General features: G+C 68.8%; 13 protein-coding genes. 5 read left to right on the plus strand and 8 right to left on the minus strand.

The genetic code is table 11. The features are described 5' to 3' along the window. Positions 1-4: 4 nt before the first annotated feature. The 6 genes from AC24R4_RS03725 to AC24R4_RS03750 form a co-directional block, all read right to left on the minus strand. Positions 5-766, minus strand: a complete 762-nt coding sequence (locus AC24R4_RS03725) for a LytR/AlgR family response regulator transcription factor (RefSeq protein WP_400396833.1) — start codon at positions 764-766, stop codon at positions 5-7. Further along, positions 763-1,695, minus strand: coding sequence for a sensor histidine kinase (locus AC24R4_RS03730; RefSeq protein ID WP_400396836.1), 933 nt, complete (start codon positions 1,693-1,695; stop codon positions 763-765). The genes AC24R4_RS03725 and AC24R4_RS03730 overlap by 4 nt, the downstream gene beginning before the upstream one ends. Positions 1,696-1,833: 138 nt before the next feature. Further along, on the minus strand, positions 1,834-3,021 hold the full coding sequence (rhmD, locus tag AC24R4_RS03735) for an L-rhamnonate dehydratase (RefSeq protein ID WP_487522264.1): 1,188 nt from the start codon (positions 3,019-3,021) through the stop codon (positions 1,834-1,836). Between the two features lie 24 nt (positions 3,022-3,045). Further along, on the minus strand, positions 3,046-4,368 hold the full coding sequence (locus tag AC24R4_RS03740) for an MFS transporter (protein ID WP_487522265.1): 1,323 nt from the start codon (positions 4,366-4,368) through the stop codon (positions 3,046-3,048). Positions 4,369-4,479: 111 nt separating this feature from the next. Beyond that, on the minus strand, positions 4,480-5,232 hold the full coding sequence (locus tag AC24R4_RS03745; RefSeq protein ID WP_487522266.1) for an SDR family NAD(P)-dependent oxidoreductase: 753 nt from the start codon (positions 5,230-5,232) through the stop codon (positions 4,480-4,482). Beyond that, entirely contained in the window at positions 5,229-6,092 is an 864-nt protein-coding gene (locus AC24R4_RS03750; RefSeq protein ID WP_487522267.1) for a fumarylacetoacetate hydrolase family protein, read from the minus strand. The genes AC24R4_RS03745 and AC24R4_RS03750 overlap by 4 nt, the downstream gene beginning before the upstream one ends. A 126-nt stretch (positions 6,093-6,218) precedes the next feature. Between AC24R4_RS03750 and AC24R4_RS03755 the strand changes: the two genes are divergently transcribed. After that, a complete protein-coding gene (locus AC24R4_RS03755; protein WP_487522268.1) occupies positions 6,219-7,187 on the plus strand; it encodes a LysR family transcriptional regulator in 969 nt (322 codons plus the stop codon). On the opposite strand, the gene AC24R4_RS03760 is transcribed toward AC24R4_RS03755, so the two are convergent. Next, entirely contained in the window at positions 7,184-8,449 is a 1,266-nt protein-coding gene (locus AC24R4_RS03760; RefSeq protein ID WP_400397403.1) for an NAD(P)/FAD-dependent oxidoreductase, read from the minus strand. The two genes, AC24R4_RS03755 and AC24R4_RS03760, sit on opposite strands and share 4 nt — an antisense overlap. Beyond that, the gene (locus tag AC24R4_RS03765) at positions 8,446-9,468 is read right to left on the minus strand and encodes a LysR substrate-binding domain-containing protein (RefSeq protein WP_487522269.1); all 1,023 of its coding nucleotides are present in this window, start codon (positions 9,466-9,468) and stop codon (positions 8,446-8,448) included. The genes AC24R4_RS03760 and AC24R4_RS03765 overlap by 4 nt, the downstream gene beginning before the upstream one ends. 145 nt (positions 9,469-9,613) lie before the next feature. On the opposite strand from AC24R4_RS03765, the gene AC24R4_RS03770 reads away from it, so the two are divergent. From AC24R4_RS03770 to hpaI, 4 genes are read left to right on the plus strand one after another with little or no spacing between them, the layout of a single operon-like run. Continuing rightward, a complete protein-coding gene (locus AC24R4_RS03770; RefSeq protein WP_487522270.1) occupies positions 9,614-10,639 on the plus strand; it encodes a tripartite tricarboxylate transporter substrate binding protein in 1,026 nt (341 codons plus the stop codon). Positions 10,640-10,660: 21 nt separating this feature from the next. Further along, entirely contained in the window at positions 10,661-12,184 is a 1,524-nt protein-coding gene (locus AC24R4_RS03775) for a UxaA family hydrolase (RefSeq protein WP_400396349.1), read from the plus strand. Positions 12,185-12,229: 45 nt separating this feature from the next. Then, positions 12,230-13,699: an NAD-dependent succinate-semialdehyde dehydrogenase gene (locus AC24R4_RS03780; RefSeq protein ID WP_487522271.1), complete on the plus strand. Its 1,470-nt coding sequence runs from the start codon at positions 12,230-12,232 to the stop codon at positions 13,697-13,699. Positions 13,700-13,748: 49 nt separating this feature from the next. Continuing rightward, the gene (gene hpaI / locus AC24R4_RS03785; RefSeq protein ID WP_400395834.1) at positions 13,749-14,552 is read left to right on the plus strand and encodes a 4-hydroxy-2-oxoheptanedioate aldolase; all 804 of its coding nucleotides are present in this window, start codon (positions 13,749-13,751) and stop codon (positions 14,550-14,552) included. Positions 14,553-14,569: the final 17 nt, after the last annotated feature.

Raw genomic sequence — 14,569 nt, forward strand, 5'->3', positions numbered from 1 at the left:
CAGGCTACATCTGCCGGAATTTGTGCACGTAGGCGCGCGATACCGGCAGTTCCGTGTCGCCGCCGCGCATCCGCACGAACAGGCGCCCCGAATCGTCGCGCCGCGTGCCGGCCACGTGCTCCATGTTGACGATGGTCGAGCGGTGCACCTGCCAGAAGACTTCGGGGTCCAGCCCGTCGATCAGTTCCTGCAGCGGCGTGCGGATCAGGTGTTCACCGTCCTGCGTGTGGACCACCACGTATTTGTCGTCGCTCTGGAAATACAGCACGTCCTGGATCGGCACGTGGCTGGTGGTGTTGCCCCGGCTCGCGCGCACCCACCGCAGCGGCCCGGCACCATCCGCGCGCGCCTGTCCCCGCGCCAGCTGACCCAGCAGCTGCGCCAGTTCGGGCAGCGGCGCGGACTCCTGAAACGCCTTGCGCAGCCGTTCGATGGTGCGGCCCAGCCGCTCGTCGGTGACGGGCTTCACCAGATAGTCGACGGCGGCGCGTTCGAACGCGTCGAGCGCGAACTCGTCGTAGGCGGTGACGAACACCAGGCGCGTGTCGGTCTCGATGCCCTGCGCCACTTCCAGCCCCGACAGGCCCGGCATCTTGATGTCGAGAAAGGCCACGGCAGGCGCCAGCCGGGCGATGGCCGCGGCCGCTTCCAGGCCGTTGGCGGCTTCGGCCACGATGTCCAGCTCCGGCCAGAGCCGGGCCAGCTTGCCGCGCAGGTGCGCGCGCAGGTGTTCCTCGTCATCGGCGATCAACGCGGTGGGCTTCATGCGGGGTCTCCGTTATGGCGCGCGCGTGGCAGCGGGATGTCGATCAGCACGGCGGTGCCGGGTGCGCGGTCCTCGATGCGGACGTGGGCATCGCCGTCATAGAGCACGGCCAGCCGCTCGCGCAGGTTGGACAAGCCCACCCCGGCATTGCCGCCCGGCCTGAAGCCCATGCCGTCGTCCTCGATCGTGGCCAGCATGCGCGCCCCGCGCCGTTCCAGCCTCACGAGCAGGCGGCCGCCTTCCACCTTGGGTTCCAGCCCGTGCTTGACGGCGTTTTCCACCACGGGCTGCAGCAGCATCGGCGCCAGCGGCACGGTGTCCAGCGATCCATCGACGTCCACCGTGTACTGCAGCCGCTCGCCCATGCGAATCTTGATCAGCGCCAGGTAGTCGCGCAGCAGCGTGGCTTCCTGCGCCACGGTGCCTTGCGTGGCCCGGCTGGCCGCCAGCGATGCCCGCAGGTACGCGATGAAGTGTTCGAGCATCAGCGTGGCCTTCTGCGGCGCGGGCTCGATCAGGCTCACCACGTTGGCCAGCGTGTTGAACAGGAAATGCGGCTCGATCTGGGCCTGCAGCAGCCGCATCTGCGCTTCCACCAGCTGTTTCTCGGTGGACAGCGTGCGTACCTGGTCGCGCGCCATGAATTCGGCAATCTTGCGTTCTTCCCAGCCCCGGCCCAGCAGGCCCACCCGGCTCCAGGTCATGATGCCGTGCACGGCCAGGCCGATGCCCCAGCCCATCAGCGGCGCACGCACCCACGGCCGCTCGGGCGACGTCACCAGGTTGATGACGATCAGCAGCGCGTTGACCCCCACATAGACCAGCGCATGCATGTAGAAGAAGCGCAGCGCCCGCACGCGGCGGCGCGCGTCCTGATAGGCGCGCTGGTCGGCAGCGGTACGCCAGAGTTCTGGATCGACGGAACGCAAGGTGGAATCCCGGGGGCGGGGGTGGAGTTGCCGCGAGATTACCACCGGCCCGGCACGGCGGACACCGGAAAAGTGCGGATCGACAGGAATCCGGCGCCGCCCGTCGCTATGCGGCGCCAGCGACGGATCTACGCCGGGCTACCTCGGATGCGGCCGGTGCAGCGGCAGATCCGGGTTCAGCCGTACGCCAAACCCTGGCGCATCGAGCGCGGACGCCTTCATCCGGCCGTTGACGGGCACCGGCTCGTCCAGCAGTTGCGGATCGAACATCGGCACGATCTGGTCGGCGCCCGGCGACATGTTCAGGAATTCGGCAAACGGGCTGTTATGGCGCGTGATGACGAAGTGGTAGCTGTAGACCGACGACCCGTGCGGCACCACGAGCTTGCCGTGGGCGTCGGCCAGGGCCGAGATGCGGATCAGTTCGGTGATGCCGCCGCACCACCCCACGTCGGGCTGGATGATGTCGCAGCAGCCCATCTCCAGCAGCATCCTGAAGCCCCAGCGCGTGGCCTCGTGCTCGCCGGTGGTCACCAGCATGCCGCGCGGCACGTTGCGGCGCAGTTCGGCATAGCCCCAGTAGTCGTCGGGCGGCAGCGCCTCCTCGATCCATTTCAGGCCGAAGTCGTGGTACGCCGCCTGCGCCAGGCGCGTGGCGTATTCCACGTCCAGACTCATCCAGCAGTCGTACATGAGCCAGAAGTCCGGGCCGCAGGCCTCGCGCATCCGCCCCAGCAGTTCCAGGTTCCTGCGCAGCCCCGCCTCTCCCTCCGCCGGGCCGTGGTGCAGCGGCAGTTTGCCGCCGATAAAGCCCTGCTTCCGGGCCAGGTCGGGCCGCGCCCCGGTCATGTAGAACTGCAGTTCGTCGCGCACGGGGCCGCCCAGCAGCGCGTGCACCGGTTCCTTTCTCACCTTGGCCAGCAGGTCCCATAGCGCCAGGTCCACCCCCGATATCGTGTTCAGCACGATGCCCTTGCGGCCGTAGTACAGCGTGGCGTTGAACATCTGGTCCCAGATCTTCTCGATGTCGGTGACCTTCTGGCCCTCGATAAACCGCGCCAGGTGCTTCTCGACGATCCAGCAGCCCAGTTCGCCGCCCGTGGTGACGGCGAACCCGACCGTGCCGTCGCTGGCCTCGATTTCCACCACCAGCGTGCCCAGCACGTTGATACCGAAGCGCTGCCGGCTGCGGCGGTATTCGGGGTACTTCGCCATCGGCGTGGCGATGTGGTCGTCGATCCAGTGGCCGGCGCCCTGGTCGTGATAGTCGGCGCCGGCGCCGCGCAGCGTGAAGGCACGGACGTGCCGGATGGTGGGCATGCTCATGTTGCGGTGCTCCAGGAATCGGAATCAGGAAAATTGGCGACGGGCGGCCGCGTCGGCGTGCGCCTGCACCGGGCGCGCGCCGCGCAGGCCCAGAAACAGCAGCCCGCCCAGCACGGTCATCGCGGCCAGCAGGTTCATGCCCGCCGTGTGCGACGCAAACGCCTGCTCGGCCCACGTCTTGATGTTCGGCGCGACAAACCCGCCCAGCGCGCCCAGCGAATTGATCAGCGCAATGCCGCCGGCCGCGGCCGCGCCGCCAAGGTAGCTGGTGGGAAAGGTCCAGAACAGCGGCTGCACGGCGATAAAGCCGGCCGCCGCGAAGCACAGCGCCACGAGCGCCAGCAGCGGCGACGCCGTATGCACGGACAGTGCGATGCCCGCCGCCGAGACCACAAGCGTGCCCAGCGCCAGCCGCGCATGATTGCCGTGCCGCTCGGCCACGCGCGGCAGCACGTAGGCCGCCACCAGCGCGCAGACCCATGGAATGGCCGTGACCAGCCCCACCTCCAGGCCCACCTTCTTGCCGAGCAGCGCCGCCACCTGGGTCGGCAGGTAGAACACCACGCCGTACACGCTGGCCTGGATCAGGAAGTAGATCAGCGCCAGAAACAGCACCCGTCCGTTGCCCAGCGCGCGCATCACCGTGGCGGGACCGTGCGCGGCCTTGCGTTGCTCCTCGCTCTCGATGGCCTGGGCCAGCGTCTCGCGTTCGTCGGCACTGAGCCAGCGCGCATCGCGCGGTTCGTTGTCGAGATACCAGTAGGCCCACACGCCCACCGCGCTGGCCAGCAGCCCTTCGACCAGGAACAGCCACTGCCAGCCCTTCAGGCCCAGCGCGCCGTCGAATTCGAGCAGCAGCCCCGACAGCGGGCTGCCGAAGATGAAGGCCAGCGGCGCGCCGAAGTAGAACAGCCCCATGACCCGCGTGCGCGAGCCGGCCGGAAACCACTTGGTCAGGTAGTAGATGACACCCGGGAAGAAGCCCGCTTCGGCCACGCCCAGCAGAAAGCGCAGCACGTAGAAGCCGGTTTCGCTGTGCACGAACATCAGCGCGGCCGACACCAGGCCCCACGTCACCATGATGCGGCACATCCAGATGCGCGCACCCACGCGATGCATGATCAGGTTGCTGGGCACTTCCAGCAGCGCGTAGCCGATGAAGAACACGCCGGCACCCAGCGCGAACATCGCGTCGGAGATGCCGGTATCGAGCTGGAATGCCTTCTTGGCGAAGCCGATGTTGGCGCGGTCCAGGAACGCCAGCACGTACATCAGCAGCAGGAACGGCACCAGGCGCGCGATGGCCTTCGCCGTGACGGACGCCAGGTCCGGGCGGTGGGATTGCATGACGAGTGTCTCCTCTGCGCAGGACCGGCCGTCGGCAAGACGCCAGGCCGTGCGCATGGGTTGAGGTAGCCGCCCCGGGATGCTTGCCCCGGGGTCTGTGCCGCAGGAAGCTCAGTAGGTGGCGCGTCCGCCCGACAGGTCGAACACCGCGCCCGTGCTGAAGGCGCAGTCCTCGGTCGTCAGCCAGGCGATCATCGACGCGGCCTCTTCCACTTCCAGGAAGCGGCCCATCGGGATCTTCGACAGCATGAACGCGATGTGCTGCTCGGTCATCGAGTCGAAGATCGGCGTGCGCGCCGCCGCCGGCGTCACGGCATTCACCAGCACGCCGCTCTGCGCCAGTTCCTTGCCAAGCGACTTGGTCAGGCCGATCACGCCCGCCTTCGACGCGCTGTAGTGGGATGCGTTCGGGTTGCCCTCCTTGCCGGCCACCGACGCGATATTGACGATGCGCCCGAACTTGCGGGCCATCATGTGCGGCACCACCGACCCGCAGGTCAGGTAGCTGCCGATCAGGTTCACCTCGATCACGCGCCGCCAGACGGCCGGGTCCAGTTCCCACGTGGGGGCATTGCCGCCCGTGATGCCGGCGCTGTTGACCAGCGCGTCGATGTGCCCCAGCTTCTGGATCGTGGCTTGCGTGGCCCGGTCGACGGCATGCTCGTCGGTCAGTTCCACGACCTCGCCGGTGACCTGGCCCAGCTTCGACAGCGCATCGCCAGCCTTGACCAGCTGCGCCTCGTTGACGTCCCACAGCGACACCACGGCACCCGAACGCAGCATCCGTTCGGCCACGGCGTAGCCAATGCCCTGCGCACCGCCGGTAATCACGGCTACGCGGCCCTTCAGGTCGAGCTGGTTCATTGCGGGTCTCCCACGTTGGCCGCCACGGTGCGCTGCTGCTGTTCGCCCAGCCCGGTGATGCCCAGGCGCATGGTCTGTCCCACGGTCAGGTACACCGGCTGCGGCTTCTGCCCCAGGCCCACGCCGGGCGGCGTGCCGGTGGAGATCACGTCGCCGGGCTGCAGGCTCATGAACTGGCTGATATAGGACACCACGGTCGGCACGTCGAAGATCATCGTGCGGGTGTTGCCGTGCTGGTACCGCTTGCCGTCCACCTCCAGCCACATCTCCAGGGCCTGGGCGTCGGGCACTTCGTCGCGCGTGACCAGCCACGGGCCCATCGGGCCAAACGTGTCGCAGCCCTTGCCCTTGTCCCACTGCCCGCCGCGTTCCAGCTGGTAGGCACGCTCGGAGACATCATTGACGATGCAGTAGCCGGCCACATGGTCCAGCGCATCGGCCTTCGACACATAGCGCGCTGTCTTGCCGATCACCACGCCCAGTTCGACTTCCCAGTCCACCTTTTCGGCGCGCGGCGGAATCTCCACGTCGTCGTTGGGCCCGACGATCGCGCTGGTGGCCTTCATGAACAGCACCGGCTCGGTGGGAATCGGCATGCCCGATTCGGCCGCGTGGTCCGAATAGTTCAGGCCCACGCAGATCATCTTGCCCACGTTGCCCACGCACGCGCCGATGCGCGGCGCACCTTGCACCAGCGGCAGCGATGCCGGGTCGATGGCGGCAAGGCGGGCCAGGGTATCGGGGGAAAGCGTGGCGCCGGTGATGTCCGGCACATGGGCAGAGAGGTCGCGCAGGCGTCCCTGGGCATCGATCAGGCCGGGCCGTTCCTGGCCGGCCGCACCGTGGCGAATCAGCTTCATCTTGTCTCCTGTCTTTATCGTGATGGGTGAGAAGCGTCCGTTGCACTGTAGGCCGCCAGCCTATATCGTTCCAATCAATTTTAAACAGCGAGCCATTCCATATTGGAATAGCCAAGGAGACACCGCATGTCGCTGACACGCCGCCTGGTGAACCGGCTGAAACTCAAGCATTGGGCGCTGCTGAGTGCGCTGGCCGACACCCCCACGCTGAACCAGGCCGCCGCGCTGATCCACGTCACGCAGCCGTCGGCCACGAAGATGCTGGCCGATATCGAACAGGCGTTTGGCTTTGCGATCTTCGAGCGCCACGCCCGCGGCATGCGGCCGACGCCGCTGGGCATCGAGGTGGTCACCTATGCCCGCCACACGCAGGCCAGCCTGGACCGCTTTCTGGAGGATATGGAAGCGCGCCGCCGGGGCGGCCACGGGCATCTGGTGTTTGGGGCGATCATGGGGGCCGCGCCCGACCTGGTGGCGGCCGCCGTGGCCGACATCAAGCGCGAGCGGCCGCGCCTGGGCGTGCGCATCCTGGGCGAAACCAGCGACCAGATCGGCGTGCTGCTGGAGCGGCACGAGATCGAACTGGCCGTCGGGCGCTTTGCCGGCCCGCTCGACCACAACCGGTTCGACTTCTGCGCGCTGTCCGACGAGCCGCTGCGGATCGTGGTGCGCAGCGGGCACCCGCTGGTGCAGGCGTTCCGGCAACACGGTCACGACAGCCCGGGCTGGGACGAACTCGTGCGCTGGCCCTGGGTGCTGCAGACGCTGACCAGCCCGGCGCGGCTGATGCTCGAAGACCAGTTCGCGCAGGCCCAGGTGTCCACGCCGCAGGACGTGATCGAGTGTTCGTCGATCTTCGCCACGCTGCAGCTACTGCAATCGGGCGATGCCATTGCGATGCTCCCCGAATCGGTGGTGCGCGATCATGTCCGGGCATCGCTGCTGGCCACGCTGCCCGTGGAAGTGGGGCAGGACATGAAGGCATTCGGTATCCTGACCCGCAAGAACGAGGCGCTGTCGGACGTGGCCACGGCGTTCGTCGGCTACCTGCAGGCGCGCGCGCAGTCGAAGGCCGCGGCGGCTTCGGCAGCTTAACGGCCGAAGCGGCGCGGGTCGTACGGCGCGGGGTCCACGTACGGCGTTTCGCGGTCGAACAGTTCACCCAGCAGGCGCGCCGTGGCCGGCCCCAGCGTCAGGCCCTGGTGGCCATGGCCGAAGTGGAACCACAGGTTGGCATGACGCGGCGCACGCCCCACCACCGGGCGCATGTCGGCGATGCACGGTCGCGCGCCCATCCACGGCTGAGCCTCCACGGGCTGGCCCAGCCGCACCAGATCGCCGGCCAGCATTTCCGCCCGCACCGACTGCACCGGCGTGGGCGGCGATTCATGATGCGCGAACTCGGCGCCCGTGGTCAGCCGCAGGCCCTGGCGCATCGGTGCCAGCAGGATGCCGTTCTCGGCGTCGAGCAGCGGCCTGTCCGGCATGGCGTCCACATGGTAGTGGCGGTGGTAGCCGCGCTTGACGAACAGCGGCAGCCGGTAGTCGAGCCGGCGCGTCAGCCCCGCCGCCCATGGCCCCAGCGCGATCACGGCGTGTTCGGCCTGCACCGCGCCATCGCGCGTGCGCACCGTCCAGCCGCTGCCCGACTGGCGCAGCGTATCGGCGTCGCCCTGCAGCAGCACGCCCCCCTCGCGCTCGAACAGCGCCGCGTAGCGCGCCACCAGTTCGCCGGGATCGCTGACCGTCCACGGGTCCTGCCAGTGCACCGCGCCGGCCATCGGCCGCTGCAGCACCGGCTCGGCGGCGGCCAGTGCCGCGCTGTCCAGGACCGCGTGGCGCAGATCGTGCGCGGCCGCGACCGTGCCGGCCGCGTTGGCCGCCGCGTCGAACGCGGCCGGCGTCCGGTAGGCCTCCAGCCAGCCCGATTTGCGGACCAGGTCCTGGGCACCGGCGCGTTCGATCAGCGGCGCATGTGCGTCGATGCAATGGCGGATCAGCGCCGCGTAGGCACTGACCGTGGCCATATAGCGTTCCGGCGCCGACGCGTGCCAGTAGCGCGCCAGCGACGGCACCAGCGACGGCAGCGCCCGCAGGTGGTAATGCACGTCGTTGCCACGCCGTGCCGCCACCCGCAGGATTGCCTGCCAGGCGCGCGGAAACGCGTACGGCTGCACTGCCTCGCGCTGGATGATGCCGGCATTGCCGTACGAGGTCTCGCGGCCCGGCGCCTTGCGGTCGATCAGGCACACGGCATGGCCGCGCTGTTGCAGCGCCAGCGCCGTGGCAACGCCAACGATGCCGGCACCCAGCACAACGACTTCGGTCTGGCGGGACGTTCTGGAAGTTTCTGTCATGAGGTCTTGCTTGCGGGTTTAGCGGTCTTGCGCGTCCGGCCGCCCTTTCCGGCGCTGCCGGGGCTGCCGGGGCTGCTGTTTGCCATGTCGATCTCCCGCGCCGTCTCGCGCAGGCAATAGGCCAGTTCGGCCACGCTTGGCGGCAGCCGGCGGTCGCGCAGCGTGATGAGGCCTACGGGCGGCAGTTCCACTTCCACGGGCATCGCCAGCACGTGGAAGCGCCCTTCCGCCTGCCATTGTCGGCCCACGGAGCCTGCCACGAAGCCCACCGCCTGCCGCTGCGCCACGAAGGTGGTGACGGCCAGGTACGACGACGACTCGATCACGTCGGCCGGTGGCTGCTGCCCATGGCGGAAGAACGCCTGCTCGATCTTGACGCGCAGCGATGCCCACGGCGGCGGCAACACCAGCGGATGCCGCGCCAGGTCGGTCCAGTCGGGGCTGGCCTGCCGCGACAGCGGATGGCCGGCGGCCACGATGGCCACCATCGGATCCTCGTAGAGCGCGTCGGTGATCAGGTCCGGCGCGGCGTAGCTGGGTTCCAGGCGGCCAACGATCACGTCGAGTTCCGACAGCCGCAGGCGGGGCAGCAGATGCGTGAGGTCGCCCTCCTCGACCAGCACCGTGGCACGCGGCGAGCGGTCCTTGAGGCGCGCCACGGCCCGGGCCAGCAGCACGGGCAGCGTGGCGCCCATCGACCCCACGCGCACGCGGCCTGCCGCGCCGCTGGCCACGGCCTCGATCTCGTCGCGCGTCACGTCGTACTGGGCCAGCACGGCGCGCGCAAAGCGCACCAGCGATTCGCCGGCCGGCGTGGGCTCCGTGCCGCGCGTGGAGCGCGTGAACAGCGTCAGCCCGAGCATTTTCTCCACTTCGGCCAGCACCTTGGACACGGCCGGCTGGCTGACCGACAGGAATTCGGCGGTGCGGCCCAGATGCCGGAACTCGTCCAGCGCCACCAGCAGTTGCAGGTGGCGAAGCTTGATATTGGAGCGGAAGGCCCGGTCGATATGCGCCATGGCAGCGAGTCTACCTAACCGGAAGGTTATGAAGCAATGCCAATTTTCTATTGGATGGTTATGTTCGGGACGCCCACAATCGCTCCCAGAGCGGATTGGCATCGACGCCGGTCCGCGACCTAAAACAAGATCGGAGACATCCCCCATGACGCAAGGTCTTCCCGCCAGCCTTTCGCGCCGCCGGCTACTGCTGGGCAGCGCCGCCACCGCCGCCGTTGCCGCCACCGGCACGGCCAGCCTGCTTGTGCCGCGCATGGCACGCGCCGCCGGCGAATATCCCGACCGGCCCATCACGTTCATCTGCCCCTGGCCGGTGGGCGGCACGGCCGACCAGTCGATGCGGGCCCTGTGCCAGGTGGCGTCGGGGATTCTCAAGCAGTCGATCGTGGTGGAAAACCGCGCCGGCGCATCGGGCATGATCGGGACCAAGGCGCTGGCCCGCGCCAACCCCGATGGCTACACCATCGGCCAGATCCCGATTTCGGTCACGCGCTTCTCGCAGCTGGGCATGCTGCAGCTGGACCCGCGCACCGAACTGACCTACCTGGCACGCACCTCGGGCCAGACCTTCGGCATCGCCGTGCCGGCCGGCTCGCGCTTCAAGACGCTGGCCGATGTGGTGGCCGAGGCCAAGGCGCATCCGGGAAAGCTCACCTACGCGCATGCCGGCATCGGCGGCGCCACGCACGTCGGCATGGAGCAGTTCGCGCTGGCCGCCGGCGTGAAATTCAATGCCATCGCCTACAAGGGCGGCTCGCAGGCCCTGCAGGACGTCCTGGCCAACCAGGTGGACCTGCTGGCCGATTCCAGTTCGTGGGCGCCGCATGTGGAAGCCGGCAAGCTGCGCCTGCTGGCCACCTGGGGCGAGCAGCGCACGCCGCGCTTCAAGGACACGCCCACGCTCAAGGAACTGGGCTACAACGTCGTCGTGGAAGCTCCCAACGGCATCGGCGCGCCCAAGGGCCTGCCGCCCGACATCGAAAAGAAGCTGCGCGATGCGTTCCGCGCCGCCGTGGCCAGCGCCGAATTCAGGGCCGTGGCCGCGCGCATCGACGCGCCGATCATGTACCTGGACGGCCCCGACTACAAGAAGTACGTGGCCGAGGTCTACAGCCAGGAAACGCAGCTGATCCAGCGCCTGAAACTCAAGGAAATGCTCGCGCAGAGCTAACCCGCCCCCACCCTGTCAATCGTGACCCTGAACCCCGTCATTCGCCTGCACGCCAACGACAACGTCCTGATCGCCCGCGCCGACCTGACGCTGGGCCAGCACCTGGAGGACCTGGACGTGCGCGTGCGCGCCCAGGTGCCCGCCGGCCACAAGATCGCCGCCCGTGCGATCCCACGCGGCGAGCGGGTCAAGAAATACGACACCGTGATCGGCGTGGCCGACCGCGACATCGCCGCCGGCGAGCATGTGCACAGCCATAACCTGCGGCTGGTGGACGACTACCGCGATCCCGCGTTCTGTGCCGATGTGCGCCCCGTGGCCTACGTGCCGGAACGCGAACGCGCGACGTTCATGGGCTATGTGCGGCCGGACGGGCGCGTGGGCACGCGCAACTTCGTCGGCATCCTGTCGTCGGTGAACTGCTCGGCCACGGTCATCAAGCACATCGCCGCGCATTTCACCACGGAGCGGCTGGCCGCCTATCCCAATGTCGATGGCGTGGTGGCGTTCGCGCAGAGCAGTGGCTGCGGCATGTCGTCGCCAAGTGAGCACTTCGACCTCCTGCGCCGCACTATCGCCGGCTATGCGCGGCATCCGAACCTGGCCGGCGTGCTGATCGTCGGCCTGGGCTGCGAACGCAACCAGGTGGCATCGCTGGTGGAATCGCAAGGGCTGGTCCCCGGCGAGAACCTGCACACGCTGGTGATGCAGGACACGGGCGGCACGCGCGCCACGATCGAGGCGGGCATCCGCGCCATCGAGGCCATGCTGCCGGCCGCCAATGCCTTCCGGCGCCAGCCCGTGAGCGCCAGCCATATCAAGATCGGCCTCGAATGCGGCGGCTCGGACGGCTTCTCGGGCATCACGGCCAACCCGGCGCTGGGTGCGGCCATGGATATTCTGGTGCGCCACGGCGGCACCGCGATCCTGTCGGAAACCCCGGAAATCCACGGCGTGGAGTTCATGCTCACGCGCCGGGCGGTGACGCCCGAGGTAGGCCAGAAGCTGCTGGATCGCCTGGCCTGGTGGGAACGCTACACCGCCGGACACAACGCCCAGTTCAATGGCGTGGTCGGGCATGGCAACCAGCAGGGTGGCCTGGCCAACATTTTCGAGAAATCGCTGGGCTCGGCCATGAAGGGCGGCACCACGCCGCTGCAGGCCGTGTACGAGTACGCCGAGCCGATCGACCGTGCCGGGTTGGTCTTCATGGATTCCCCCGGCTACGACCCGGTGGCCGCCACGGGCCAGATCGCCAGCGGCGCCAACCTGATCTGCTTCACCACCGGCCGCGGCTCGATGTTCGGCTCGAAGCCGGCCCCGACCATCAAGCTGGCCTCGAATTCGCCGATGTTCCGACGCCTGGAGGAAGACATGGACATCAACTGCGGCCTGGTGCTCGATGGCGAACTCAGCGTGGCGCAGATGGGCGAACGGATCTTCGAGCACATCCTGCGCGCCGCATCCGGCGAACCCACCAAGAGCGAGCTGCTTGGGCTGGGCGATCACGAATTCGTGCCCTGGCACGTGGGGATCGTGAGCTAGGCCCTTCGCATATCAGACGCTTCCAACATCCGACCCCGCCATCGCATGCTGACCACCCTCACCGACCCGACCCTGCTTCGTAGCCAGAACTTCATCGACCAGCAATGGTGCGACAGCCGCGCCCGCCTGGCAGTCACCGACCCGGCCACGGGCGCAGTGATCGCCGACGTGCCCGACAGCGATGCCGCCGACGCCCGGCGCGCCGCCGATGCCGCCGCGGCGGCCTTCCCGGCCTGGAGCCGCCGCACCGCCCGCGACCGTGCCCAGATCATCAAACGCTGGCACGCGCTGATCCTGGCCAACGAGCAGGACCTGGCCCGCATCATTTCCGCCGAGCAGGGCAAGCCCATGCACGAGAGCGTGGGCGAAGTGCGCTACGGGGCTTCGTACGTGGAATGGTTCGCCGAGGAAGCCACGCGCATCTGCGGCGACGTGGTGGCCGAGGCCGTGCCGGGCCGCAAGATGATCGTGCTCAAGGAGCCGGTGGGCGTGGTCGCCGCCATCACGCCATGGAACTTTCCGCTGGCGATGATCGCCCGCAAGATCGCGCCCGCGCTGGCCGCCGGCTGCACCGTGGTGGCCAAGCCCGCCGAAGACACCCCGCTGACCGCGCTGGCGCTGGTCCGCCTGGCGGAACGCGCGGGCATGCCGCAAGGCGTGTTGAACATCGTCACCGCATCGCGCGCCAACACCCCGGCCGTGGTCGATGCCTGGCTGGCCGATGCGCGCGTACGCAAGATTACGTTCACGGGCTCCACGCCGGTGGGCAAGCACCTGGCCCGCGAGTCGGCCGGCACGCTCAAGAAGCTGTCGCTGGAGCTCGGCGGCAACGCCCCGTTCATCGTGTTCGACGATGCCGACCTCGATGCGGCCGTGGAGGGCCTGATGGCCGCCAAGTTCCGCAACGGCGGCCAGACCTGCGTGTGCCCGAACCGCGTGTACGTGCAGGCTGGCGTCCACGACGCCTTCGTCAGCAAGCTGGCCGCCCGCGTGGGTGCGCTGCACGTGGGCCCGGCCACCGAGCCCGCCGCGCAGATCGGTCCGATGATCAACGCCCGCGCCGTCGACAAGATCGACCGCCATGTGCGCGATGCCGTGGACCAGGGCGCCCGCGTGGTGGTGGGCGGCGAGCGCGTGCGCACCGCCGACGGCCCGCACTACTACGCCCCGACCGTGCTGGCCGGCGCCACGCCCGCGATGGCGCTGGCGCACGAGGAAACCTTCGGGCCCGTGGCGCCCGTGTTCCGCTTCACCCACGAGGATGAAGTGATCCGCGACGCCAACGACACGCCGTTCGGGCTGGCCGCCTACTTCTATTCCAACGACGTGCGGCGCATCTGGCGCGTGGCGCAGGCGCTGGAAACCGGCATCGTGGGCATCAACGAAGGCGCGCTGGCGTCCGAGGCGGCGCCGTTCGGCGGCGTGAAGGAATCGGGCTACGGCCGCGAAGGATCGCGCCACGGGCTTGACGATTACATGCATACCAAGTATCTGTGCCAGGGCCAGTTGCACTGACAACGCCCATCGAACCCCGTTCGACACCCGCACCGACAGGAGACACCCCATGCCCGCCCATAACCCGTTCAAGGCCGCGCTGGCCGCCCGCCAGGCCCAGATCGGCCTCTGGATGTCCGCCGCCACGCCCTACGTTGCCGAAATCAGTGCCACGGCCGGCTTCGACTGGCTGCTGGTGGACGGCGAACACGCGCCCAACGACGTGCGCACCATCCTCCAGACGCTGCAGGCACTGGCCCCGTACCGCTCGCAGCCCGTGGTGCGCGCCGTGTCGGGCGAGACCGCACTGATCAAACAGCTGCTGGACATCGGCGCCCGTACGCTGCTGATTCCGATGGTGGACACCGCCGAACAGGCCGCCGCGCTGGTGCGCGCCACCCGCTACCCGCCGTTTGGCGTGCGCGGCGTGGGCAGCGCCGTGGCGCGCGTGTCGCAATGGAGCGCCCGCAAGGACTACCTGGCCGTGGCCGATGACGAAATCTGCCTGCTGGTGCAGGCCGAGACCGTGACCGCCATGCAGAATCTGGAAGCGATCTGCGCGGTCGACGGCGTGGACGGCGTCTTCATCGGCCCGGCCGACCTGGCGGCGTCAATGGGCCATCGCGGCAACCCGGGGCACCCCGAGGTGCAGGCGCAGATCGAGACGGCCATGCGCACGATCATCGCCAGCGGCAAGGCCGCCGGCACGCTGACGTCAGACAATGCGCTGGCGCGTCGTTACCTGGAACTGGGCTGCACCTTCGTGGCCACCGGCGTCGACGTGCTGGTCTACGCCAACGCGGCGCGCAAGCTCGCCGCCGAATTCCTGCCGGAGCGCGCCCAACAGGTGTCCGCGCCCGGCGCCGCCTACTGAGTATCGAAGATGTCCCC

The organism is Cupriavidus sp. CER-90 (genome assembly GCF_057652055.1).